General features: G+C 56.5%; 25 protein-coding genes. 11 read left to right on the top strand and 14 right to left on the bottom strand.

What is annotated here, in order from left to right:
* Positions 1-10 precede the first annotated feature (10 nt).
* On the top strand, positions 11-643 hold the full coding sequence (gene nth, locus B145_RS0122465) for an endonuclease III (RefSeq protein WP_018610418.1): 633 nt from the start codon (positions 11-13) through the stop codon (positions 641-643).
* A gap of 309 nt (positions 644-952) precedes the next feature.
* Positions 953-1,687 carry a substrate-binding periplasmic protein gene (locus tag B145_RS0122460; protein WP_018610417.1) on the top strand — a complete coding sequence of 245 codons (735 nt, stop codon included), beginning with the start codon at positions 953-955 and terminating at the stop codon, positions 1,685-1,687.
* Positions 1,688-1,727: 40 nt separating this feature from the next.
* Here the strand turns inward: B145_RS0122460 and B145_RS0122455 are convergent, their stop codons facing one another.
* On the bottom strand, positions 1,728-2,393 hold the full coding sequence (locus tag B145_RS0122455; protein ID WP_018610415.1) for an NAD(P)H-binding protein: 666 nt from the start codon (positions 2,391-2,393) through the stop codon (positions 1,728-1,730).
* 348 nt (positions 2,394-2,741) lie between these two features.
* Between B145_RS0122455 and B145_RS0122450 the strand changes: the two genes are divergently transcribed.
* Together B145_RS0122450 and B145_RS0122445 are read left to right on the top strand one after the other, a co-directional pair.
* Positions 2,742-3,227: a lipase family protein gene (locus tag B145_RS0122450; protein ID WP_083917856.1), complete on the top strand. Its 486-nt coding sequence runs from the start codon at positions 2,742-2,744 to the stop codon at positions 3,225-3,227.
* Between the two features lie 67 nt (positions 3,228-3,294).
* On the top strand, positions 3,295-3,531 hold the full coding sequence (locus tag B145_RS0122445; protein ID WP_157288592.1) for a hypothetical protein: 237 nt from the start codon (positions 3,295-3,297) through the stop codon (positions 3,529-3,531).
* Between the two features lie 82 nt (positions 3,532-3,613).
* On the opposite strand, the gene dctP is transcribed toward B145_RS0122445, so the two are convergent.
* Positions 3,614-4,585: a TRAP transporter substrate-binding protein DctP gene (dctP, locus tag B145_RS0122440; RefSeq protein WP_018610409.1), complete on the bottom strand. Its 972-nt coding sequence runs from the start codon at positions 4,583-4,585 to the stop codon at positions 3,614-3,616.
* Positions 4,586-5,006: 421 nt separating this feature from the next.
* On the opposite strand from dctP, the gene B145_RS0122435 reads away from it, so the two are divergent.
* Complete coding sequence (locus B145_RS0122435) at positions 5,007-5,939, top strand: hypothetical protein (protein WP_018610407.1); 933 nt, start codon at positions 5,007-5,009, stop codon at positions 5,937-5,939.
* Between the two features lie 35 nt (positions 5,940-5,974).
* Here B145_RS0122435 and B145_RS26755 read toward each other — a convergent pair whose 3' ends face one another.
* The gene (locus B145_RS26755; protein ID WP_018610405.1) at positions 5,975-6,775 is read right to left on the bottom strand and encodes a CPBP family intramembrane glutamic endopeptidase; all 801 of its coding nucleotides are present in this window, start codon (positions 6,773-6,775) and stop codon (positions 5,975-5,977) included.
* Positions 6,776-6,924: 149 nt separating this feature from the next.
* Positions 6,925-8,898, bottom strand: a complete 1,974-nt coding sequence (gene yoaA / locus B145_RS0122425; RefSeq protein ID WP_018610396.1) for a DNA repair helicase YoaA — start codon at positions 8,896-8,898, stop codon at positions 6,925-6,927.
* Between the two features lie 160 nt (positions 8,899-9,058).
* Here yoaA and B145_RS0122420 point away from each other — a divergent pair, with 160 nt between their 5' ends.
* Positions 9,059-9,673 carry a fused DSP-PTPase phosphatase/NAD kinase-like protein gene (locus B145_RS0122420; protein ID WP_018610395.1) on the top strand — a complete coding sequence of 205 codons (615 nt, stop codon included), beginning with the start codon at positions 9,059-9,061 and terminating at the stop codon, positions 9,671-9,673.
* A gap of 9 nt (positions 9,674-9,682) precedes the next feature.
* Here B145_RS0122420 and flgJ read toward each other — a convergent pair whose 3' ends face one another.
* From flgJ to B145_RS0122370, 10 genes are all read right to left on the bottom strand, one after another.
* Positions 9,683-10,567 (bottom strand): flagellar assembly peptidoglycan hydrolase FlgJ, encoded by an 885-nt coding sequence (gene flgJ, locus B145_RS0122415; RefSeq protein ID WP_018610393.1) that lies wholly within the window; start codon positions 10,565-10,567, stop codon positions 9,683-9,685.
* 10 nt (positions 10,568-10,577) lie between these two features.
* Positions 10,578-11,702, bottom strand: a complete 1,125-nt coding sequence (locus B145_RS0122410; protein WP_018610391.1) for a flagellar basal body P-ring protein FlgI — start codon at positions 11,700-11,702, stop codon at positions 10,578-10,580.
* Between the two features lie 22 nt (positions 11,703-11,724).
* The gene (locus B145_RS0122405) at positions 11,725-12,393 is read right to left on the bottom strand and encodes a flagellar basal body L-ring protein FlgH (protein ID WP_018610389.1); all 669 of its coding nucleotides are present in this window, start codon (positions 12,391-12,393) and stop codon (positions 11,725-11,727) included.
* 25 nt (positions 12,394-12,418) lie between these two features.
* Positions 12,419-13,201, bottom strand: coding sequence for a flagellar basal-body rod protein FlgG (gene flgG / locus B145_RS0122400; RefSeq protein WP_018610386.1), 783 nt, complete (start codon positions 13,199-13,201; stop codon positions 12,419-12,421).
* A gap of 107 nt (positions 13,202-13,308) precedes the next feature.
* Positions 13,309-14,049, bottom strand: coding sequence for a flagellar basal-body rod protein FlgF (flgF, locus tag B145_RS0122395; RefSeq protein ID WP_018610385.1), 741 nt, complete (start codon positions 14,047-14,049; stop codon positions 13,309-13,311).
* Positions 14,050-14,078: 29 nt separating this feature from the next.
* Entirely contained in the window at positions 14,079-15,377 is a 1,299-nt protein-coding gene (flgE, locus tag B145_RS0122390; protein WP_018610384.1) for a flagellar hook protein FlgE, read from the bottom strand.
* Between the two features lie 16 nt (positions 15,378-15,393).
* Entirely contained in the window at positions 15,394-16,098 is a 705-nt protein-coding gene (locus B145_RS0122385; RefSeq protein WP_018610383.1) for a flagellar hook assembly protein FlgD, read from the bottom strand.
* Between the two features lie 24 nt (positions 16,099-16,122).
* Entirely contained in the window at positions 16,123-16,530 is a 408-nt protein-coding gene (gene flgC / locus B145_RS0122380) for a flagellar basal body rod protein FlgC (RefSeq protein WP_018610382.1), read from the bottom strand.
* A gap of 24 nt (positions 16,531-16,554) precedes the next feature.
* Positions 16,555-16,992 carry a flagellar basal body rod protein FlgB gene (flgB, locus tag B145_RS0122375; RefSeq protein ID WP_018610381.1) on the bottom strand — a complete coding sequence of 146 codons (438 nt, stop codon included), beginning with the start codon at positions 16,990-16,992 and terminating at the stop codon, positions 16,555-16,557.
* A 276-nt stretch (positions 16,993-17,268) separates the two neighbouring features.
* Positions 17,269-18,192: a substrate-binding periplasmic protein gene (locus tag B145_RS0122370; RefSeq protein WP_157288590.1), complete on the bottom strand. Its 924-nt coding sequence runs from the start codon at positions 18,190-18,192 to the stop codon at positions 17,269-17,271.
* Positions 18,193-18,303: 111 nt separating this feature from the next.
* On the opposite strand from B145_RS0122370, the gene recQ reads away from it, so the two are divergent.
* From recQ to B145_RS0122345, 5 genes are all read left to right on the top strand, one after another.
* Entirely contained in the window at positions 18,304-20,124 is a 1,821-nt protein-coding gene (gene recQ, locus B145_RS0122365) for a DNA helicase RecQ (protein ID WP_018610379.1), read from the top strand.
* 265 nt (positions 20,125-20,389) lie between these two features.
* Positions 20,390-20,857, top strand: coding sequence for a hypothetical protein (locus B145_RS0122360; protein ID WP_018610378.1), 468 nt, complete (start codon positions 20,390-20,392; stop codon positions 20,855-20,857).
* A 287-nt stretch (positions 20,858-21,144) separates the two neighbouring features.
* On the top strand, positions 21,145-21,339 hold the full coding sequence (locus B145_RS28905; RefSeq protein WP_157288589.1) for a hypothetical protein: 195 nt from the start codon (positions 21,145-21,147) through the stop codon (positions 21,337-21,339).
* A gap of 387 nt (positions 21,340-21,726) precedes the next feature.
* A complete protein-coding gene (locus tag B145_RS0122350) occupies positions 21,727-22,131 on the top strand; it encodes a hypothetical protein (protein ID WP_157288588.1) in 405 nt (134 codons plus the stop codon).
* Positions 22,132-22,239: 108 nt separating this feature from the next.
* Positions 22,240-22,749 carry a lipocalin family protein gene (locus tag B145_RS0122345; protein ID WP_245541903.1) on the top strand — a complete coding sequence of 170 codons (510 nt, stop codon included), beginning with the start codon at positions 22,240-22,242 and terminating at the stop codon, positions 22,747-22,749.
* The last annotated feature ends 136 nt before the right edge of the window (positions 22,750-22,885 follow it).

Genomic DNA, 22,885 nt, shown 5'->3' with positions numbered 1-22,885 from the left:
GGCAAAACTGATGGACAAGGCTTCGATCCGCGAAGCCTTTGCCCGTTGGCAGGCGGCCAACCCTCACCCGGTCACCGAACTGGAATACGGCTCACCATTTCAGTTGCTGGTAGCAGTGGTGCTGTCCGCACAGGCGACCGATAAAGGGGTGAATCTAGCTACGCGGCGCCTCTTCCCGGTCGCCCCCACACCCGAAGCCATGGTCACCCTCGGCGAAGAAAGTATCGCCGAATACATCAAGACTATTGGCCTGTACCGCAACAAGGCCAAGAACGTTGCCATGCTCAGCCGCCAGCTGCTGGAGCGTCATGCTGGCGAAGTCCCCCATTCGCGTGAGGCACTTGAAGCCCTGCCCGGCGTGGGCCGCAAGACAGCCAACGTAGTCCTCAATGCGCTGTGGCGTGAGCCAGTCATGGCTGTGGATACCCACATCTTCCGCGTCTCAAACCGCATGGGGCTGGCCCCTGGCAAAGATGTGCTGGCCGTGGAACACGCACTGTACAAGCGCATCCCGAAGGATTTCCTGATTGATGCGCATCACTGGCTGATTCTTCATGGCCGCTATACCTGTACTGCGCGCAGCCCCAAATGCGGCACCTGTCTGGTACGCGATTTGTGCGCCTACCCAGACAAAACAGAGTGATTGCCTTCTCGCCCATTTGCCCACAGCGCGACAAACATCCAGGAAGGTACAAAAACCTGCTGACATAGTCGTCTCCAGGTATCCCCCCTCCGTCTGACAACGGCTGCCACCTACCCTATCGTCTCTTTTTCCTGCAAACAGCGCGACTTTGGTTACACAATGCACAAGCTGCTGTGCAGTTTCAGCATGCGCTTGCCGGGGCGTCTGCACGCTTGGACGCAAGTGTTCAGACGGATTGAACACTCTGGATTACCGCCATTATGCGCAGAGATCACTTCAGCGCCTACACTCACCCAAAAAGGGGGAAAGATGAAAATCACCAAGCTTCTCTGCACCTTTGTGTTGGCAATTGTTCCGTTGGCCGCACTGGCCGCAGACCCGCTCATCATCAATTTCGACCAAGCCAATCCTCCGTTCATGTATAGCAAGGATGGCAAGGTGGTCGGTATTTATCCGGCGGTTATTGATGCGGCATTCAAGCAGATGAAAACAGCAGTTTCACTCCAGGCAAAACCCTGGGCACGTGCCTTGCAGGAAATCGACCAAAGTGGTGCAGGCGTGGGGGGCATCTACAAGAATGCCGAGCGGGAAAAGAAATATGACTTCAGCGACCAGATCTTCACTGAAAAGCTTGTCGTCTATTTTGCCAAGGCCCATCCAATCACGTTCAGCAAGGTCGAAGACCTGAAGGGTAAAAAGGTCGGGGTACTCCGTGGCTGGAGCTATGGCGATGAATTTGATGCAGCCCGCAAGGCAGGCAGCATTACGGCTGACGAAACCACCGGGGATGATCTGAACTTCCAAAAACTGGACATAGGCCGGGTTGACGCCGTCATCGCTGTAGCCGAAGCCGGAGATAGCCTCTTGCAGAAATACAAGACGCTTGCGGCAGCCGCCATTCCATTGGCCCAAAACCCAACCTATCTGGCATTCTCGAAATCAGCCAACAAGGCAGCACTACTCAAGCAGTTCAACGAAACCATCAAAGCCATGAAGGCCAGTGGTGAGCTTGGCAAGCTGGTCAGCCAGGAAGTCAGCCACTGACGCAGGATGCTCGCACATGCCTTGCGGCAGGCGTGATCGCTTACCGCAAGGCGGCCAGACGCGCGATCTCCGGTGCTTCAACAAAAGGAACCTCGCTTCCTTGGCGTACCACCGCAAGCATCGCCCGGCCCACAATCTCTGTCGTCAGCACCCAGTGGGGAAGCAGCCAACGCAACACGGGCAGCACAGGTGCAGCCAGCGTCAGCACCACACGATACAGCGGTGTTTTCGAACGGATGCCCTGCAAAGGTTGAATCAACCCGGGGCGGAAGAGATAAACCGCTTTGAAAGGCAAGGACAACAGATCCACCTCGGTATGGCCCTTGACCCGCGCCCACATGATATGGCTGTATGAGTTGCTGCCTGCCCCCGAGACGTACACAAACGTCATTTTCTGATTGCACGCGATCAAGACTTGCGCCACAGCCAGAGGCAGATCGTGATTGATGCGGGTGAATTCCACCTCGCCCATCCGCAGAGCAGAGGCTCCCAGGCAAAAGAAACAGGCATCAAAACCACGCAAACTATCCTGCACAGCCTCCAGATGGAAAAGATCGGCGTGGACCAGCTCTACAAGACGCAAATGCTGTAAGCCTGTTGCAGTACGCCCCACCGTCTGTACCAACTCGACTTCGGGATCTGCCAGACAGGCGCGCAAAACGCCCTGCCCCACCATGCCTGTTGCGCCAAACAGAAGGACTTTCATCGTTCATCCCTCCCAAGCCTACCAACACACGTGCCAGCAATAAGCGGTTCAAGCAGCGCTGCCTCAATGTGGCCCTACGCACACAACCAGCCTCTTCTAGCCTAGACCGACAAGCCGGGCAATGCCAATCAAGATTATGGCGGAAACAACGCAAACAAAAGTGTCGCCACCTACCCTTTAGCCTGCCAGCGCTTGCATGCAAAAGGACTATGATCAATGGAATGCTGGCTTCATCCGCAAAGATGCATTCTGCGACGAACAAAAGACACTGTCAGGGAGATACGGCCATGATCAACGATCCTGCCGCTGCCGCATTGGGCCTGCTGGGTGTGTATGTGATGGATATGTATGATGGCACTCCAGGCCATCCGCTCATCCCCCCCAACCGACCCCCGCCTTGCAAAAGACTGGAAAGTGGTCGGCTATCTCACTGCGCTAGACGTAATCCTGCGCAAAGGACAAAACAAAATCAATCTGAAAGAAGCCAAGGAAGCTTTTTATGGCGTCGTGGCACAAAGCATCGCTTCACCCGAACAATACATCGCCATCGTGCGTGGCACCTCTGGCATTGTCGAATGGATTGAGGATGCCGAATTCGTCCAGATTCCTCACCCCGTAGCAGGCCGCGTGGAAGAAGGCTTCTGGGGCATCTACAGCAGCATGCGCCTGAGGACAAATGCCACCGCCCCGGCGCAACCGGTGGTAGATGGCATTTGCAAGCTGATAGGAAACCAAGCCTCGCTGACTGTAGTTGGTCACAGCTTGGGCAGCGCTGTCGCTACCTATCTGACATTCGATCTGGCCACCCCGCTGGGTAATCGCCTGTCTGCCTGACTGTTCGCCTCACCCCGGAGACGAAAAATTCGGCCAGGCTTTCAATGCACGCGTCCAGCAATACAAAGTGTACAACTACTCGCTGGATATTGTTCCTCGCGTACCAATGGGGTTTGATTACCACCGCCTGCCCGGCGCCATTGATTTACGCCAGAGCGAAGCACAGGCCAAAATCCGCCTTACCCCTGCCTGCAACCACCATCTGGTTTGTTATTGTGCAATGCTGGACTATGATCTGAACAAATGGTCTGAGATGCCTGCGCAGGACCAGCCCTGTTGCCAATGCATCAAAGGCCCGATGTAGATCACAACCCAAGCACCTATCAAAGAAAAAGCTCCCGAAGGAGCTTTTTCTTTCTGGCGACAATATATTCCAAAGAAATAAATTACTTTGTGCGCATGATACCCAGAACAAGGTTCAGGTCTGCTGCATCCTGAATGTATTTGGAATACAGGCGCACTGCAAATTCTTCAATGCCGGTAAAATTCATCTGTCCCTTCTCGATGATCACGGCACCTTCCTTCTTCACCTTGGCGGCGGCTGCCACTTCGGCATCTGCCCACAGTTTCTTCATCAGCTCGGCTGACTCATGGGCAGCATCCTGCGCCGCCTTGCGCTGTGCGGGGGTGAGTTTGTCCCAGGACTTCTTGGACATCAGCAGAACTTCCGGCACAGAAGAATGCTCATCCATGGAATAGTATTTGGCATATTTGTAATGCCCGCTTTCCATGTAGGAGACAAAGTTGTTTTCGGCCCCATCAATCTTGCCGGTTTTGAAGGCTTCAGTCACATCGTTATAAGGAATGACAACCGGCGTGGCGCCCAACTCAGTAATCAGATCTTTGTACACGGGGGAATTCTGAATACGGATCGTCATCCCCTTGAAATCCGCACGGCTGCGAATCGGCTTCTTGGAGGTATAGAACGAACGCGTGCCGCTGTCATAATAAGCCAGCACGATCGCCCCGTTCTTTTCCACTTCGGCATCCGCGCGCTTGCCGAAGTCGCCATCCAGCACACGCCACATGTGATCACGCGAACGGAACAGGTAAGGCAGACTCAGGAACTGGATGCTTTTCACATCCTTGGCCAGTTCAGCGCAATTGATCCGCACGATATCAATGGAGCCATCACGTACTTTGGCCCAGGACTGGGTTTCATTCCCCAACTTACCGCCCGTTTTCAGGTCCACTTTGACCTCACCTTGGGTCAGCTCTGCAAAGCGCTTGGCAAAGAGCGCCTCGGCGGTGACAATCACATGCCCATCGGGATGAACCTCAGCCAAGACCATATCCTTTGCCGAGGCCAGATTGGCCATGCAGCCGATCAGCATCGCTCCCAGAAGTTTTGCCGCCATAGAAACACTGCTATTCATCATAACTCCCCACAAATATCATGAAATTTCAGCGCCACAAACCTTGAATTCACAGCATCGCTGCCATCGGCCTGCGCAAACCAGCGATAAAACCACGATGAGTTTACTTGAGAAACAACGTCAATAATCAATTGCAGGACGCTTTTGATCCTACACCACAACGTATTCTATCCTACCGCCCTGCCAACTGCATCCACTGTGTCTGATGCCCGCCACGGTCATATTACGTCTGACCACCGCGCGGAAAAACCACAAAGCCCATGTTTATATGCCTGTTCCCGTTGCCATGCAGCATGCCATATGGTTAGAATCTTGCCTACATAACCTTTTTCCATCTGGGTCATGGAAAAACGACTTCGCTACAAGAGAAAACCAACAACCCGCTATTCCCAGAGGCAACGCCATGCTGTCACCTTCAAAGCTCGCCTACCCATTCCTGGCCTGCCTCGCATTACTCGCCTCTGGCTGCGCCACATTTGAGAACGCAAGACCTGCGCCCGCTCAATCTCAGCCCATCGTCCTGAATTTCACCGAGGACAAACTCTCCGACATGGTGGATCTGCCACTTGGCATCAGCACCCTGCGCGTTCCAAACAGCCAGGTCATCATCGCGGCCTATCCCAAGGAAGGCACAGCGGGCCGTTTGTTTGACACAATCGGCATTCTTCCTCAAAACAGTATCCGCAAACCTTTAAGCCAAATAGAGTTGAAGGCTATAGAAAGCACTTTGCAACAAAAAGTCAGAGCTCAAGCACAAGAGCTTGCCTACAAACAAATCGCCACCCGGCAGATTTCCAGCCTTTTCAGCCTGACACCCGATGAGCATGCCCCCACGCTGGATATCACCAGTGCCATCCTCCTCAGCTACGTGAACGACTACAAGGTGCGCCCCTTTGCCCTATTCAAAGTCTCGCTACATGACGCCACAAGTCGGCAATCCATCTGGAGCACACGCTATATAGCTTCCACCCGCATCTCCCGCCCACTGGTGGGAGAGAACAGTTGGACTGCCAATGATGGCGCACTGCTCAAACAGGCCATACAGGACGATCTCTACCGCACCATCCGTTTCATGCTCGAAGACATTCCCTTCCCCCAACCGCGTGACAACAATCGGCTGACCACCATCCAAGGCCGTTTCCCCTTCAACCGGGACAGGATTGAAACGCAAGGCTACCTTGTGGGAGAAGATGATGACTCCATCGCCTTCATCCCAAAATTGGGGGATGTATTGGTATTTACCGGTGTGAGCATCATGGACAGGGCTGACACCCCCTACCATCCCACGCGGAGGGGCGATCACATGCTGGAGTTCATCCCAGACACCGCGCCCTGAGCCCACCACTCACAACATAACAGCACACGCAAAAATCAGGCCTTGCCCTGCCGGGGTGATAGAAACAGGTTGAGGAAAAAAATCCCCATCAGCGCAAGCCCCAAAGCAACCGCCATCAGGCTGCCTGAAGGCAGCCAATCTGCATTACTGCTCGGGGAGGACTGAAAAAGGATCACGCTCACAAGCACGTTATAGACCGCATGCAGAAAGATGCAGGGCCATAGCGAGCGTGTCCGCTCATACACCCAGCCCAGCACACACCCCAACACTGCCCCGGCCACAAATTGGGGGCCATTCAGGTGCGCGGCACCAAAGAGCAGCGCAGAACCGATGATCGCGGCACGGCGTGAATACTGCTGCAAAAAACTGCGCAGGATGACGCCCCGGAAAAACATCTCTTCCAACACGGGCGCCAACACACAGACACTCACGCCAAAAATGAAGGGATTTTGCGTAGCCAGATCAATCAGTGCTCTTTGTGCAGCAGAAGAAGGCCATACCCCTTCCCACAAAGTGGTGAGGGTGATTACCGCAAACGTCAGCCCTGGTACGATCAGCAGCAGGGGAACGCTCAGCCTGCTCATAACGGCCAAGGCAGACGCCTGCCCGGAATGAAACAAGGCGCTATAACGCAGGCGTTTGTAGTACATGAGGCCGCTGAAAACGACCCCGTTTGCCATCAGCGCGACGGGACCGGAAAGATCACAAATACAGTCGCCCGCGTAGAGTTTGAAATCGTGCAGCACGGCCACGATGATCTGCTCCACAAAAAACAGAGCAAGCACCAAAAAGATGGCTTCCAACGCAGAGGGAAAGGTTTCGTGCTGCTCTGTCATGGCTCTCACAGATAGGGCAAAAATGCTGGCAAGCCGCGCCTGCGCCCGCCCCCTAAAGGGGCACCGACACATGACGAGCCTCAACGTCGCGCATTCTCCCATAAGCCGACGCGGAACACACCTGCAAGCCGAAAGGAACCAGCGACGGCCTATGCGTCGCCCTGGAACACGGTACTGGCTGGAGGTGGCAACGTTTCCAGAAAGGAGACGACCTCTGCTTCCACGCGGGAGCGGCGCATAGGCGGCAAGCTCTGCCAGACACGGCGGCCATAGGGCTTGGCGATCATGCGTGGATCGCAGACCATCAGCACGCCACGGTCGCGCTCGCTGCGGATCAGCCGCCCGGCCCCTTGTTTCATGCTGATGACGGCACGCGGCAACTGGTATTCCATGAAGGGATTACGGCCCTGTTTTTCGAGCCAATCAACACGGGCTTTCAACACGGGATCATCTGGCGGCGCAAAGGGGAGTTTGTCGATAATGACAACGGAAAGTGCATCACCTGGCACATCAACGCCTTCCCAAAAGCTCTGGCTCGCAACCAGTACAGCATTGCCAAGTGAGCGGAAGCGCTCCAGCAATTCACTGCGGGATGCCTGGCCTTGCAATAGCAGCGGGAAATCCAGTGCTTCGCGGTGGAAACGCGACTCCAGCCCTTCATGGATACGCTGCATGGCGCGTAGTGAGGTGCAGAGCACAAAGGTGCGCCCTTGGGCGGCGCGAATCACCGGGACCGCCGCATTGATGACCGCATCAATATAGTCCGGGCTATTGGGGTCGGGCATGCCATTCGGGGCGTAGAGCATGGCCTGCTCATCGTAGTTGAAGGGGCTGCCCCACATGCCGGTTTCAGGCGGTGGATCGAGTGCATCCAGACCCAGTTCGCCGTTGTAATGGGAGAAGTTCTTACCGACCGCAAGGGTGGCCGACGCGAAGATCCAGCTCTTGGCCTGCCCCTCAATCTGTTTGCGGAAGATATCCGCCACCCGCAAGGGGGTAACGTTGAGCGCAGCAGATTGGCTGAAGACTTCCACCCAGCGGATGGAATCCGGCTGGCTCAGGCGCCGCCAGCCAGACACGCGCTGATACAGTTCGGTAGCGCGTTGCCAACATTTTTCCAGACCTTCGGAACGCTCGGCCTGAGATTCAGCCAAACCCACAAAGGTTTCAAGCTCGTTCTCCAAGGCATCGAGGGCGACATTGAACTCTTTGCGCTCAATCACCTGCTCATAGCTTAAGCGGGCATTTTCGCCGGGGATCGCCAAACGCAGATCACGCGCAGCTTTCTCCAGGGAACGGGTTGCGTCCTGCAAAGCAGGAAAATCGCGGGCGGAAACCAGTGCTTCGGTACGGGTATCGCGGGCCAGATCGAGTACTTGCCCTGTCGAGGCCGAATCGCCAAAGAACATGCTGGCCGTCTCGGGCAATTGATGGGCTTCATCGAAAATCACTGTATTGCAGGCTGGCAGCAGTTCGCCCATGCCCTCGTCACGCAGCATCACATCAGCGAAGAACAGGTGATGATTGACCACCACCACGTCGGCTTCCTGCGCGGAGCGACGTGCAGCCATCACGAAGCATTCCTTGGCATTGGGGCAATCCTGCCCCAAGCAATTTTCCCGCGTGGAGGTGGCGGAAAGCCACACCATCGCGTCTTCCGGTACCCCGGCACACTCGGCCTTGTCACCCGTCTGAGTGTGGAGCATCCACTTGGCAATCGTGCGGATGTGCACGGCATCCTCACGCGTCAGGAAGCGTCCTTCGGTCTGCGCACGCCCGGCATGGTAGTGGCAAACATAATTCTGCCGCCCCTTGAGCAGCGCCACCCCGACTGGTACCTTCAGCGCCTTACGCACGGCTGGCAAATCGCGGTGGAAGAGCTGGTCTTGCAGCGTCTTCGTCCCCGTAGAGATAATGACCTTGCCGCCCGAGAGCAGCGCCGGCACAAGGTAGGCGAAAGTCTTGCCCGTGCCAGTGCCCGCCTCCGCCACCAGGGCGTGGTTAGACTTGATGGCGCGGGCAATCGCCTGAGCCATCTCGATTTGCTGCGGTCTTGCGGCAAACCCCGGAATCACGCGGGCGAGCGAGCCGTCAGGGGCGAAGTGGTCGATGATATCGGACATGGTAATATTTACAGTAGTGCCCGCCAATGGTAGCACGCTCGCACGCCAAACTTGTTCGTAAAAGCGCTCGCCCCCATAATTGACACCTTTGCCGACAGGTTCTGCATTCGTGGCACGCGACGTTACTTCTTTCTCTGGCCGGTTTCTGGCTTACTTGGACATGATTTTTGTCGATCACGGCATTTTCCGCGTGATCTACAACAATCTGCATGCCCTGCCCGGCGGCCTCTACCGTTGCAGCCAGCCCAGCCCTGGGCAGATTCGCAAGTATCACCGCAAGTATGGCATCAAAACCATCATCAACCTGCGCGGCGCCGACGATACCCGCCGTTACGCGCTGGAAGCGCAGATCTGCGAGGAACTCGGGATCAAGCTGATCGACTTCAAGGGCATCATGTCGCGCAGCGCCCCGTATGCCGAGGTCGTCCAGAAGGCGCAAGCGCTATTCGAGACAATGGAGTATCCGGCGCTGGTTCATTGCAAGAGTGGTGCCGACCGGGCTGGCTTTGCCGCCGCGCTCTATCGGATGTTCCGCCTCAATACACCCGTGGCGGAAGCCATGCGCGAACTGGCGCTGAAGTATGGCCACCTGAAAGGCTCGAAGACCGGCATTCTGGATTTCTTCTTTGAAGAATACCTGCGCGCCAACGCCAAAGAGCCCATCGCCTTCATGGATTGGCTGACGACGGCCTACAACCGCGATCAGCTCAAGGAAGCCTTCCACGCACGCGGCATCGCCGACTTCGTCGTCGACAAGGTACTGCACCGGGAGTGATGCCAGCCCTCAGTTTGCCGAGGCGAGCATTCCCTGCCGCATCGAGTTGCCATTGATCACACGTGCCAGCTTGTTGGCATAGGCCGGGTCGGTTGCATACCCGGCATTTTGCAGCGCCTGGGCAAACTGGTGGGCATCCGTCTTGCCCACTACATTTGCATAGCGCGGGGATTCACCGATCAGCTTGGCATAATCGGAGAAGGCCTCCGCGTAGGAGTGGTAGGCGCGAAAACGTTCGCGGCGGGTGACTGGCTTGCCGTTTTCATATTCGGTGGTTGCCACCTCTACGGAATCACCTTTCCAGCCTCGCCCAGCCTTGATGTTGAAAAGGTTGTAGGTCGGGCTGCCATCAGCTTTTTTAAGTTGCGATTTGCCCCAACCGGTTTCCAGCGCAGCCTGCCCAACCAGGAAGTGCGGCGGCACACCCAGATTGCGGGCAGCCTCCTGCGCCTGCGGCCAGAGCTGGGCGACAAAGCCCTGGGCATTGCCCCCCTGCACAGCTGACGCAGCACTGGCGGCACTGGCCACTGCAGGGGCGGCAGACGGAGTACGAGCTGTCGCGGTCCCGGAGAAATCATAGGTGCTAGGCCGTACGCTGGTCTCACCATTGAGCATACGTTCAAGTGCGCTGGACAAGCCCATGCCGCCATGTTTGGAAAGCACCAAGGCCAACTGCTGATCCTGCAAGCCCTGGTAGAACTGCGTATTCTCATTATCCCCCATGCCATTGCCCGGTAATGATGAGCGCATGCTCTTGAGGATCATCTGCGTAAACAGCGCCTCGAATTGCTGGGCAACCGCCTTGTTTGTTTCAGGTGAATTCTGGGTGGACAGTCGCTTGAGTTCAGTCAAACCACTGGTATCGAATATATTGGCCTGGGATGCGGGAATCATGATGCCTTCCTCAGATCACTTCGAGTTCTGCACGCAAGGCACCTGCAGCCTTCATGGCTTGCAGAATGTTGACCAGATCCAGCGGGGAAGCGCCCACGGAATTGAGTGCCTTGACCACTTCGGAAAGATTGGCACCGGTCTTCACCCGCATCAGGCTGCCCCCATCCTGCTTGATGTCGACCTGCCCGTTCTGGGTCACTGCAGTCTGCCCATTGGAGAAGGCATTGGGCTGGCTGACCTGCGGATTGGTGCTCACCGCCACAGTCAGGTTGCCATGTGCCACCGCACATTCCTGCAAGGCAACATTCTGATTCATCACCACCGAACCGGTGCGTGAATTGACAATCACACGGGCACTGCCCGTCAGCGGTGTAATGCTGATGTTCTCCACCATACCCAAAAAGGCCACACGTTCGTCTGTGTTGGCCGGGGCTTGAACCTCAACGCGGCGCCCATCCAACGCGCGGGCAATCTTGCTGCCTTGCAGGGAGTTGATAGCCTCCACCATGCGTTGCACAGTACCAAAATCCTGTTCATGCAATTCGTATACTACGGAATTGGTGCTGCCCAGCAAGGTCATCACCGAGCGTTCCACCGTCGCCCCACCTGGAATACGGCCAGCCAGCAGATGATTTATGGTCGTCTTGCTGCCTCCAGCCTGCCCACCAGCCCCACCAACAATCAGGTTGCCCTGAGCCACCGCATAGACCTGACCATCCGCCCCTTTCAGTGGCGTCATCAACAAGGTGCCGCCCTTCAGGCTTTTGGCATTGGCCATGGACGACACCGTAACATCCACCTGTTGCCCCGGCTGGGAAAACGGCGGCAATTCCATTGTCACCATCACAGAGGCCACGTTCTTCAGTTGCAGCGAGGAACTGGAGGAAATGGTCACACCCAGATTGCTCAGCATATTGATCAGGCTCTGCGTGGTAAAAGGCGCCTGCGAAGTCTGGTCGCCCGTGCCATCCAGCCCCACAACCACACCGTATCCGATCAACTGGTTGTTACGCACCCCTGCCAGAGAAGCCAGATCCTTGATGCGTTCAGCATGCACCGGAAAAGCAAGCAAGCACAGCGCGCATAATGCCAAAACCCTGGCGATTGCGGCACATTGTAGTGAGGAGGTTTTCATGATCTGTGCACTCGAAGTGAGTTCAAAACGGCAACACGTTCATAAAGAAGCGCTGTAGCCAGCCCATTGTCTGGGCCTCGTCGATATAGCCCCGGGCCTTGTATTCGAGCCGCGCATCGGCCACCTGGATGGATTGCACGACATTGCTTGAGGAGACATACACCGGGTTGACCACACCGGAGAAACGGATGTATTCATCCCCCTGGTTGATGGCGATCTGCTTCTCACCCGAAACAAGCAGATTGCCATTGGGATAGACCTCGATCACCGTCACCGTGATTGTGCCGGTAAACACATTGTTGGCTGCCGAAGTCCCTTTGCCAGAGAAGGTATTGGAATCTTTGATGCCCACCGAAACACCATTCAGGAACTTCAAGGGCATACCGCTCACACTGGAATTCAGACTGTCGGCGCCATCCTTGGAGGCTGCGGAATTTGATGATTTCGATGCCTGCGTGTTTTCTACCAGATTGATCGTCAGCGTATCGCCCACATTACGCGCACGCCGATCTTCAAACAAAGGGCGGGCTCCGGCGTAGAACACCGCACCATTATTGGCAGCCTGTGCAGGAACGGGAGCGGGACGCACCGTCATCGGTTGGTGAATATTGCTGGGCGGGTTCGTCATGCATCCGGCAAGCAATCCTGCGGCGAGAACGAAACCGCCTACAAATCTGCTTACCTTTTTCATGATGCACTCCTTCCTACCCCTACGCCTACAATTGCGACAACTTACCCAGCATGGAGTCCGCCGTGGTGATGACACGGGTATTCATCTCGTAGGCCCGCTGAGTCTGGATCATGGAAACCAGCTCTTCGGCCACATTCACGTTGGAGGATTCCACGTATTTCTGATTCAATACGCCAGCACCATTCGTGCCAGGCGTCACAGCCGTCGCCGTACCGCTGGAAGATGTTTCGAGGTAGAGGTTTTCACCCACACTTTGCAGACCAGCCGGATTGATGAAGGTGGCCAGCTGGATGGAGCCGATCTGTGAGGGCGTAGTCTGGCCTTGCAGGGTCACGCTCACCGTACCATCCTTGGCAATCGTCACGCTTTGCGCGCCAGTCGGAATGGTAATGCTGGGCTGCAGGGGGTAACCGCTCATGGTGACGAGTTGCCCGGTGGAATCAGGCTGGAACGAACCATCACGCGTGTAGCCTGTGGTGCCATCCGGCAGCAGAATCTGGAAAAAACCGGATCCATTGACGGCTACATCGAGATCATTATTGGTCAGCGTGGGGTTGCCCTGAGTCTGGATACGCTCAGTTGCCACCGGGCGTACCCCTGTACCGATTGCCAAACCCGAGGGGATCTGCGAGGTTTGCGAACTTTGCGCACCGGGCTGACGCAGCGTCTGGTAGAGCAAGTCCTCAAACACCGTGCGTGCACGCTTGAAGCCATTGGTACTGACGTTGGCCAGGTTGTTCGATATGACATCGAGCTGGGTCTGCTGTGCATCCAGGCCGGTACGCGCTACCCACAGGGCTCTCATCATGATTTCATCTCCAGTGTTAGCGCTAGGCTAACGCAATATTCCTGTGGGTGATCCGGCAAACAGGCCTGCAAAACCGCAGCTTTCTACAGCCACGTTCAATCAGACAATCAGGTCAGGCTCAGGATCTGAGCTGCCGCTTTGTCATTGTCCTGCGCAGCCTGCAGCAAACGCGTGTTCAAATCATACTGGCGGGCCAGTGAGATCATGGTGACCATCTGCTCCACCACATTCACGTTGCTACCTTCCAGATAACCGCCCGCCACACGCACGAGCGGGTCAGCGTCAGCCTGGCTACCATCCTTCATCTTGAACAAGCCATTTTCGCCACGATCCAGATTGGCTTCATCGGGATTGACAAGCTTGAGCCGCGCCACCACGTTACTCGTCGTCAGCGCACCCGTGGTGGGGGTAGCGTTGATTGAGCCATCGGCGGCAATGTCAATGGTATTATCCGGCGGAATGCTGATGGGGCCAGAATCGCCCACTACTTCTAGCCCACTACGGGTACGCAATACCCCTTCGGCATCGATGGTGAAGCTACCCGAGCGCGTATAGGCTTCGCTGCCATCGGCCATCTGCACCGCAAACCAACCCTTGCCATTGATGGCGGCATCCAGGCTGCGCCCGGTCTGCACAATCGTACCCGGGGTGTAATCCGCCCCGATACTGGCATCCACCACAAAGGCCTTGCTGGGCAGTGCCTGTGATTGCACCGGCACGGCACGCAGGCGATGGACCTCAGCACGAAAGCCCGTGGTGGTCGCGTTTGCGAGGTTATGCGCCACAGCGGCTTCCTGGCCCATTGTCGCTTTGGCGCCAGTCATTGCAGTGTAGATCAGGCGATCCATGTCAGTCCTCGCTTAATGCCATTCAATTATCAGCGCAAATTCACGAGCGTCTGCATCACCGAGTCCTGCGTCTTGATCGACTGGGCGTTGGCCTGGTAGTTACGCTGGGCGGTGATCATATCCACCAATTGGGAGGTCAAATCCACGTTTGAGTCTTCCACCGAGGATGATTTGATAGCCCCGCGCAGACCAATGCCGGGTTTGTCGGTCACCGGGTCACCCGATGCGAAGCTGGCCAGCCACATGTTGCTGCCTTCGGAAATCAGGCCATTGGGGTTCTTGAAGACGGTCAGCGCAATCGTGCCGATACTAGTTTTTTGGCCATTGGAGTAATTGGCTTCAATCACGCCATCAGCGCTGATCGAAATCCCGGACATCTGGCCTTCGGTATACCCGTTCTGAGACTGTGCTGCCACATTGAACTTGCTGCCATATTCTGTTGACCCTGACATATCAAAGCGCACACTGCCTGCGGCGGGGGCGCCTGCTACAGAGGTAGCGGGGCCAAAGGTATAGGTTGCTCCGGCGGGTGGCGTCAAGGCGATGTCGAAATAATCAGTACCAACCGCCGACGTGCCAACCAACTTACCCGTCGTGTCGTACTGCATGGTGGTCCCGGTAGCAGCGGGCGCGGCCCCGTCCAGCGAGTAATACACATCCCAGGCGCTGCTAGCACCTGCCAGGGTGGGCGTTGCGCCGGGTACAAAGTAGCTGGTCACAACGTGAGAGCCGCCCTTGCTGTCATAAATCGTGGTGGCCGTTGCAAATACATTGTCATTCGTCAATTGGGCCACGGTTGGCGGCGTTGACAATGGGCTGGGGCGTGTCGCCTTGGAATTCATGTTGACCGCCAGACCCACGGTATCGGTGGGCTTGGGCGCCCCCATCAGCGCAGAGGCGACATTGGTTGTGATCGGCACGGCAATGCTAGGGGAGGCCGTCGTGTAACCCATCAATTTGAAGCCGGAAGCATTGACGATGTAGCCGTCTTTATCCAGCTGATATTGACCGTTACGGGAATAGGCCACCTGCTTGCCATCGGCGGACTGGAGCGTGAAGAAGCCTTGCCCGTTGATCGCCATATCCAGCGGATTGGCCGTAGCGGTAATATTACCCTGGCTGAACTCCTGGGCCACACGACCCACCGCAGTACCAATCCCAACCTGGGTGCCACCGCTGACGCCGTTAAGCGAAGCTGCATACACGTCTGCAAACTGTGTGCCGCCGGACTTGAAGCCAGCGTTGCTGGCGTTGGCCACGTTGTTGCTGATCACATCCAGCGCGGTGGATGCAGAAGCCAGACCAGAAAGACCTTGTTGGAATGCCATGATATGACTCCAGATGTCACAGAATAATCTTGATGTCACCGACTGAGACACGTCCCAGCCGCCCGACATCAAGCTTGAGCCCGCTATCGGTATTGATGACGCCGTTGACCGTGGCCAACTCAAGCGCCGTGGCTGCCACAGCGCCTTCCTTGTCCTTGGCCTCTACTTTTAGAGTATAGGAGCCATCAGCAAGTGTTGTGCCATCTGCATTCTTGCCATCCCACACAAATTCATTGATACCGGCATCCTGTGAGCCCAGGTCAAGGGTTTGAACCTTTTTGCCGGTACTATCGTAGATCGATACCGTCACACTGCTGGCAGGCTTCTCCAGATCAACGCCACCCACTGCCGCGCCACTGGCGAGCTTGAGGTGGTTGCCGTCAAGCAACACACTGTGCCCCACCATGTTTGCGGCCTGCATCGTCTCACCGCTCTGGTTGGAAGACATCATGGTATTGAGCGTGTTGTTGAGCTTTTCGATCCCGGTCACCGTACTGATCTGGGCAAGCTGCGAGGTTGTCTGCGCATTGTCCATCGGGTTCATCGGGTCTTGATTACGCAACTGTGTGGTGAGCAGCTTGAGAAAACGCGTTTCCTGATCTCCGGTGGCAGAGGTCGACGAAGTAGAACTGCTGCTGTTGGCCGCCTTGACGGCGGCATACCAGTCCTGAACGGATTTGTAGCCGGTTGCACCTGCAGCGGAAGCTGTATCTGTTGTCATCTCAATCACTCCTCATCACTGCGCCTAGCCCTGACCAATCTGCAGGGTACGCTGCAGCAAAGTTTTTGCTGTCGTCATAACTTCGACGTTGGTCTGGTAAGACCGCGAAGCCGAAATCATGTTCACCATCTCTTCCACCACATCCACATTCGGCAGACTCACGTACCCATCGGCATTGGCAGCCGGATTACCGGGTTCGTACTGCATGCGCATGGGGGCCGCGCTTTCAACAATCTGCTGCACCCGCACGCCTTGACCATTTGCCCCCATCGGCACCGCCTGAAAAACCACTTGCTTGGCCCGATACGGCTGACCATCAGCACTGGTGATGCTCTCCGCGTTGGCAAGATTGCTGGCCGTCGTGTTCAAGCGCACCGACTGCGCATTGAGCGCTGAGGAAGCGATATGGAAAACGTCAAACATGCCGCTCATCTCATCCTCCTCTCGTCACCCGGACTACTGGGCCGCCACCGCTTGCTGCATGGTGCGCAACAAACCGTTGATAAAGGTCAGGCTGGCTTCGTACTGCATTGAGTTCTCGGTGAAAGCCGCACGCTCGGTATCCATATTGACCGTGTTGCCATCCACGTTGGCCTGTTCTTCGCTGCGGTACTGCACTGCGGGTTGGGTGGAAAGCCCGGTCGCGCCAATGTGACGGTCAGACGAAGTTGCCAGCGCAATCGGCTTGCTCACCCGCCCTTGCAGCGCCCCTTTGAGCGAAGAACCAAAATCGATGTCCCGCGCCTTGTAGTTGGGGGTATCGGCATTGGCGATGTTCGCCGCAAGCAGTTCTTGGCGCTGGGCGCGCAGGTTCAGCGCGGCTTGGTGAAAGCGCAAGGCATTGTCCAGTTGAGCGTTCATTTCTTCCACTCCATTCAAGAGTTCTTCAAACATCGTCGTCTCCCCTTGCGGAGTTTTATTGCAGGGTGGTTGGCGATATCTTTGCAGCTTCCGTGCCAGCATCGTACCGTGCTGCCATGCAGGCTCAGCGCCACAATAAAGCGGCAAAACCCCCGCTAATCCGGCAGCAGGGCGGCAAGGCTTGCCGCAGGGCGAAGGGTTTTGCCGCAACCCGATTGCACACAGCAAGCTCACCTGCCAACAGTTCAGGTTGTGAGGAAACTCAGGAGCAAGAGGAAAGACGCTGGCAGCCTTGGCGACCCGCCACACTCAGCGTTTTTTGCAGATCCCCGTCTTGGGGTCATAGGGGTCGAACCACAGCTCTTTGCGCGTCAGAGGGGTCTGACTGGGCAGCAGTGGGTTGCTGACTTTGAAGACACGTCGGCTACAAAAATTTGCCTTTGTGATCATCTCGTGATGGTAACTGAACACCAAACGGCGCAGAGAACCGTCCTTAACCATCTGCTCCAGACCGTCGGTGAGTCGCTTGTGTAAACGTTGCGCAGTAGGCGACACGAAGATGTAGCCCGGCAAGGGGGTGTCGATCACGATCTCACGCTCAATGCGCAAATCGGGGAAGTCTCCCTTTCTCGCCTCGAATTCAGAAAACACCTCACCGAGTCCACGAGGAAAGTAGTCAATGCGATCATTCATGAGCATTTTCAGCAAAGGCTCAGCACTTTCCGCCGCAATCACATTGAAGCCATCGGCCTCCATCACCCGGCGGGATACCCAGGCGTTCCCAGCCCCCACACGCAAAGCCTTGAGATCTTCGAAGCTGTGGAGATTCGAAAAAACCGCTTGTTGTGAAGCAGAAATCAATGAAATCCGGTAATTTGCCAAGCCCATATCCACGGGGATACGGATCGGCAACACGCGCTCCTCCCACTTGGGCTGGGTCACCACCACCGTGGTATTGATCAAGGTGCCCGATTCCAACTCCAGCAGCAGGCGCTGGCGCCCCACCTCCAGATCCACCCATTCCATGCGGTAGTTGCCATATTGCTTCTTGGTGTGCTCAAGCGCTTCGCGGATCACCGCATCGGAATACTCCTCCGCCACATGCACGCCCCTGGGCGAGCGCGGGCGCAAGACCACGTCCTCTGCCCAAGCGAGCGCAGCCCACATCAATGAGCACACCACCGCTGCATGCACAGCCCAACTCATCAACCGACGACGCCCCAGGCAAACCATTTGCCACCCCTATCACACCCTTAACGCACAGACAGGCGAGAGATAAATACTTCGATAACAGCACCGATACGCACGCCAGAACTCCGCTCAGTCTGGCACAATACGCCCTCCATGAATGCCCCTGAAGTTACTCCTGATCCTGCGCTCCGTGTGCTGCGCCATACTTTTGGCTATACCGCTTTCCGTGGCCAGCAGGCTGCCGTGGTCGAGCAAGTGCGCACGGGGGGTGACGCCCTAGTGTTGATGCCCACGGGCGGCGGCAAATCCTTGTGCTTCCAGATTCCGGCCCTCTTGCGTGAAGGCTGCGGCATCGTCGTCTCCCCTCTTATCGCACTGATGCAGGACCAGGTACAGGCGCTGCGCCAAGCAGGTTTGCGCGCAGCTTACCTCAATTCCACCCTGAGTGCAGAAGAGGCATCTGCCATTGAGCGCCAATTGGTGGGGGACGAACTCGATCTGCTCTACGTTGCGCCAGAACGCCTGCTCTCCGCCCGCTGCCAGAATCTACTGGATCAGAGCCGCATCGCGTTGTTTGCCATCGACGAGGCACACTGCGTCTCACAATGGGGGCACGACTTCCGACCCGAATACATCCAGCTCTCTGTGCTGCATGAGCGCTTTCCACAGGTGCCACGCATCGCGCTGACAGCCACGGCAGACATCGCCACCCGGCAGGAGATTGTCGAACGGCTGGCACTGCACGAAGCACGCGTCTTCGTCTCCAGCTTCGACCGCCCCAACATCCGTTACACCGTGGTGGAAAAGGATAATCCGCGCAAGCAGTTGCTGCGCTTCATCCGCACCCATCACGATGGCGATGCGGGCATCATATATTGCCTATCGCGCAAAAAAGTCGAAGAAACCGCCAACTGGCTGCGCAGCGAAGGCATTCAGGCCCTGCCCTACCATGCCGGGCTGGAGGCCGAAACCCGCGCTGAGCATCAAACCCGCTTTGTGCGGGGCGATGGTGTCGTGATGGTCGCCACCGTAGCGTTTGGCATGGGTATCGACAAGCCGGATGTACGCTTCGTCGCCCACCTTGATCTCCCCAAGAGCCTGGAAGCCTACTATCAAGAAACCGGGCGAGCCGGGCGGGACAGCCTGCCCTCCAACGCCTGGATGGCCTACGGCCTGCAAGACCTCGTGCTGCAACGCGAGATGATTGAACAATCCCAGGCACCCGAAGAAGTCAAACGGGTGGAGCGACGCAAGCTTGATGCGCTGCTCGGCTACAGCGAAGCAGCCACCTGCCGCCGCCAAATCCTGCTGCGCTACTTCGGGGAAGAAAGCGAGCCCTGCGGCAACTGTGACATCTGCCTCGCCCCACCGCAGACCTTTGATGCCACCGTACCTGCGCAACAGGCACTCTCGGCCATTTACCGCAGCGGCCAACGCTATGGCGCCGCGCACATCATCGACATCCTGATCGGGCGTGCCACCGCCAAAATCATCGAACGTGGGCACAACCAGCTCTCCCCATTCGGCATCGGTAAAGGGATATCCGATGCCCAGTGGAGTTCATTACTGCGCCAGCTCGTCGCCCAAGGCATGCTCGGCATCAACGAATTCGGTGGGCTGATCCTGCTCGAAGCCTGCCGCCCCCTGCTGCGCGGTGAACAGAATTTCACCGCCCGCCAAGTCCGCGAAGCCGCCCCGCGTGCTGCGGCCAGTGTGCGCCGTGAAATCGAATTCGCTTCCGACGAGGCTCGAACCCTGTGGGCTGCACTCCGCCAATGTCGCCGCGATCTGGCCGAAGAACAGAATGTGCCCGCCTATATGATCTTTGGCGATGCCACCCTCAAACAGATGCTCGACCATCGCCCCATGAGCCTGGAGGCCATGTACGAACTCTCCGGCGTAGGTGATCGCAAATTGGACGCCTATGGCATGGCCTTTCTGGAAGTCATCCAGAAACACCAACGTCGCTTATAGCCCCGTCCCTCCCCTTTATACACGACAAAAGCATAATCCGGGACGCCCAAATCACTCGGCACGTGTACATCAATCTGACGCCATGTGCCGCACAACAACGCACTGATTTCTGGGTACTTTTCCACCCAATATCTCCACCTGTGACACGCATCACAAACCGCGCAAAAAAATAGATCATTGCCTTGCAGAAAAGCAAGTATCTATTCATGATACTCACATAAACAAACACCGCACGACCATGTACGGCTTAAAAAGGAGGAGATCAATGAAAAAGTGGTTATCCGGGTTCTTTGCCCTGGGCGTTCCGTTTGCAGCCATGGCAAACGACCCGCCATTGGAAAAGGTTTGCGCGCAAATCGATCAATCCATCAATGCAATGCTTGGCGCCCCAGTCACCAACTGCCTGCCCGCCAAAAGCAGCACACCAGGTGCCTATGTCCTGATCATCATGGCCAAACAGCCGCTGCTGAGCGATCCACATAACCGCCGCGCCCTGCTCGTCAACGCCATGGCAGGCGCGGGATGGGCCATGGCGGAGCTGCCTGAAATGAAAAAGGTGAAAATCGCCGAAGTCAGAGTCATGGATGTCACACTGGCCAAAAGCAAATCCTATATCCAACTCTCTGGCGCTGACGTCAAACGCTGGCGCAACGAAGTGTTCACCAAGAAAAAGACCTTGCAGGAAGTATCCGAACAAATCGAAAAATCAGCCCGCGAAGTTACTCTGAAATAGCATTCTCCCGCACGCGGCTCGCGCGGTATCTACGGGTACTGCAGGGCCGCAACCGGGCAATCTGTTCCTCGCACACCTCAAACAGCAAGAAGCCCGGCAAAATCTACCGCTCTCCGGCAAAAATGTAGATGTATTGCCGCCTTCGCCCCCGCCACACATTCACCACTCCCCGCTGACAAACATAAAAACGCAGCAGGCACAGATGTTGCGTACTCAACCGGCAAGTCGGTATGCCAAATTGCGCACACCGGGATTCAAGACTTCTCCAAACACGGGAGGAATATGCCATGAGAGTCGGCCCTGCAGCACACTATCAAAGCCAGATGAACCAGACCCAAGCGGCCAGCGCCCCCAAGAAAACGGCGCCTGCCTCAGCCCCCGCCGCCGGCCCAGTGGCCGACACAAAAGCTCCCGCAGCAGCAGTGGTCGCTACCCCCGCTGAGCCCACCACCCCTCCGGGGCGCATTGACATCCGGGTGTGAAGCCACACAGGCTGCTTGACACAGGCAATCCTGTACTCACGACTGCAACACAACACATGCACGCTTGTGGCATGATTGTGTGCAGCGCATGGGCATCTGTGCCTGTGCGAGTACAGGAGCATGCCATGAAAGTCGTCCACTAAGGCCGTGGTGGCTATATCGAGATCGACCAGCAGTGCTACCAGATCGAGCACATCGAAGCTGGGCGTTTCTGCATCCACTTCCCCAGTGGCAACCACGCCCTCCTAGCGCAATACCTGGCCGCACTGACCGAGTTCGCCAAGGCACAGAATCCTGAATGGCATGTGGAAAACCACCGCCATCTTGCGGCATCATAGTATCCTTGCACGGCAAGGCTTTGAGCCCCCTCTAGATCTCGTGACCACAATGAATGAAAAGCAAACTCCCCCCTCCCAGCCAGGAAATCCAGAACTTGTAGCCAGAAACAAGTTGCTGCTGATTGCAACCTGGATAATGCTGGCCGTGTCATTTTCAATTGCATCTTTGGCAAACACCCTGACCGCGCAGTTCGAGTCAGTGTTTGCATCCTTTGGTGCTGAACTTCCGGCGCTTACCCTGATCTTCCTGAAAGGGCGCCTGCTATGGTGGATTTTCCCGGCAATCGCCCTGTACATTGCAATCTTCGTTACACGCAGTCCGCTCTATACCCGACGCACTCAAAACAATATAACCTGGGGACTTGCAGCACTATTCGTAACGGTGGTCATCACAATTACGGTCAGTTTTTTCGCGATGTACCAACCCATCTTCAATCTTGGCACCGTTGGCTGACGCCCTGAATCAAATCCAAGCGAATTCATACTGCACATGCTCAAAAAACTGTCACTGAAAACAAAGATTTTTGCCGCTATGTTCTGTCTATGTACGCTATCGCCTACGGTGAACGCTGCGACAGAAAGTGAGCCATCTGCTGCAGGTACCTTAAACACGATTGCAGCGCTGGATGTGCCACGCTACATGGGTACATGGTACGAAATTGCCAAGTACCCCAACCGATTCCAGAAAAAATGTGTGGGCGCCACCAAGGCGGAATACAGCCTCAAGAGCAACGGCATGGTACAGGTCATCAACCGTTGCAGGGTGGAGAGCGGGGAGACAATCGAGGCCATTGGCGCAGCAAGGCAGATCGGTGCTGCCAACTCACCCAGGCTGGAAGTCCGTTTCGCCCCTCAATGGCTGGCTTTCCTGCCCTGGGTCTGGGGCGACTACTGGGTGATTGATCTGGATGAGCAGTACCAGTTGGCTGCAGTGAGTGAGCCGAAAAGGGAATACCTGTGGATTCTTGCCCGCACACCTGTCGTCCCCTCAGACGCTTACAAAAACCTGCTGACCAGGCTTGAGCAAAAGGGCTTCGACTTGCGCAAACTCGAAGTCACCAGACAGGACTGATGGGTGGCGGCGCGACTGCACTTGACCCCTTTCATGCTTCCATCGTAGGCTTCACCCCGACGCGCTTGCCCAAGCACAGGCTGATGCCTGCCTTGCAGACATTGGCTCCTCCGGGGTTACCCCGGGGCGATACTTG

Origin of the sequence: Uliginosibacterium gangwonense DSM 18521 (assembly GCF_000373965.1) — a bacterium.
Lineage (GTDB): Bacteria > Pseudomonadota > Gammaproteobacteria > Burkholderiales > Rhodocyclaceae > Uliginosibacterium > Uliginosibacterium gangwonense.
The sequence above is the reverse complement of the archived record's forward strand: the minus strand, read 5'-3'. Positions and strand labels throughout refer to the sequence as shown.

Bases quoted from the DNA above. Each gene is read 5' to 3' on its own strand.
- B145_RS0122460 (WP_018610417.1), top strand. From the start codon at position 953: ATGAAAATCACCAAGCTTCTCTGCACCTTTGTGTTGGCAATTGTTCCG.
- B145_RS26755 (WP_018610405.1), bottom strand. From the start codon at position 6,775: ATGACAGAGCAGCACGAAACCTTTCCCTCTGCGTTGGAAGCCATCTTT.
- B145_RS28905 (WP_157288589.1), top strand. From the start codon at position 21,145: ATGAGAGTCGGCCCTGCAGCACACTATCAAAGCCAGATGAACCAGACC.
- yoaA (WP_018610396.1), bottom strand. From the start codon at position 8,898: ATGTCCGATATCATCGACCACTTCGCCCCTGACGGCTCGCTCGCCCGC.
- flgB (WP_018610381.1), bottom strand. From the start codon at position 16,992: ATGTTTGAAGAACTCTTGAATGGAGTGGAAGAAATGAACGCTCAACTG.
- B145_RS0122450 (WP_083917856.1), top strand. From the start codon at position 2,742: ATGATGGCACTCCAGGCCATCCGCTCATCCCCCCCAACCGACCCCCGC.
- flgJ (WP_018610393.1), bottom strand. From the start codon at position 10,567: ATGATTCCCGCATCCCAGGCCAATATATTCGATACCAGTGGTTTGACT.
- flgC (WP_018610382.1), bottom strand. From the start codon at position 16,530: ATGAGCGGCATGTTTGACGTTTTCCATATCGCTTCCTCAGCGCTCAAT.
- B145_RS0122360 (WP_018610378.1), top strand. From the start codon at position 20,390: ATGAAAAAGTGGTTATCCGGGTTCTTTGCCCTGGGCGTTCCGTTTGCA.
- B145_RS0122455 (WP_018610415.1), bottom strand. From the start codon at position 2,393: ATGAAAGTCCTTCTGTTTGGCGCAACAGGCATGGTGGGGCAGGGCGTT.
- flgE (WP_018610384.1), bottom strand. From the start codon at position 15,377: ATGGCATTCCAACAAGGTCTTTCTGGTCTGGCTTCTGCATCCACCGCG.
- B145_RS0122405 (WP_018610389.1), bottom strand. From the start codon at position 12,393: ATGAAAAAGGTAAGCAGATTTGTAGGCGGTTTCGTTCTCGCCGCAGGA.
- flgF (WP_018610385.1), bottom strand. From the start codon at position 14,049: ATGGATCGCCTGATCTACACTGCAATGACTGGCGCCAAAGCGACAATG.
- recQ (WP_018610379.1), top strand. From the start codon at position 18,304: ATGAATGCCCCTGAAGTTACTCCTGATCCTGCGCTCCGTGTGCTGCGC.
- B145_RS0122370 (WP_157288590.1), bottom strand. From the start codon at position 18,192: ATGGTTTGCCTGGGGCGTCGTCGGTTGATGAGTTGGGCTGTGCATGCA.
- B145_RS0122420 (WP_018610395.1), top strand. From the start codon at position 9,059: ATGATTTTTGTCGATCACGGCATTTTCCGCGTGATCTACAACAATCTG.
- B145_RS0122410 (WP_018610391.1), bottom strand. From the start codon at position 11,702: ATGAAAACCTCCTCACTACAATGTGCCGCAATCGCCAGGGTTTTGGCA.
- flgG (WP_018610386.1), bottom strand. From the start codon at position 13,201: ATGATGAGAGCCCTGTGGGTAGCGCGTACCGGCCTGGATGCACAGCAG.
- B145_RS0122385 (WP_018610383.1), bottom strand. From the start codon at position 16,098: ATGACAACAGATACAGCTTCCGCTGCAGGTGCAACCGGCTACAAATCC.
- B145_RS0122350 (WP_157288588.1), top strand. From the start codon at position 21,727: ATGAATGAAAAGCAAACTCCCCCCTCCCAGCCAGGAAATCCAGAACTT.
- dctP (WP_018610409.1), bottom strand. From the start codon at position 4,585: ATGGCGGCAAAACTTCTGGGAGCGATGCTGATCGGCTGCATGGCCAAT.
- nth (WP_018610418.1), top strand. From the start codon at position 11: ATGGACAAGGCTTCGATCCGCGAAGCCTTTGCCCGTTGGCAGGCGGCC.
- B145_RS0122435 (WP_018610407.1), top strand. From the start codon at position 5,007: ATGCTGTCACCTTCAAAGCTCGCCTACCCATTCCTGGCCTGCCTCGCA.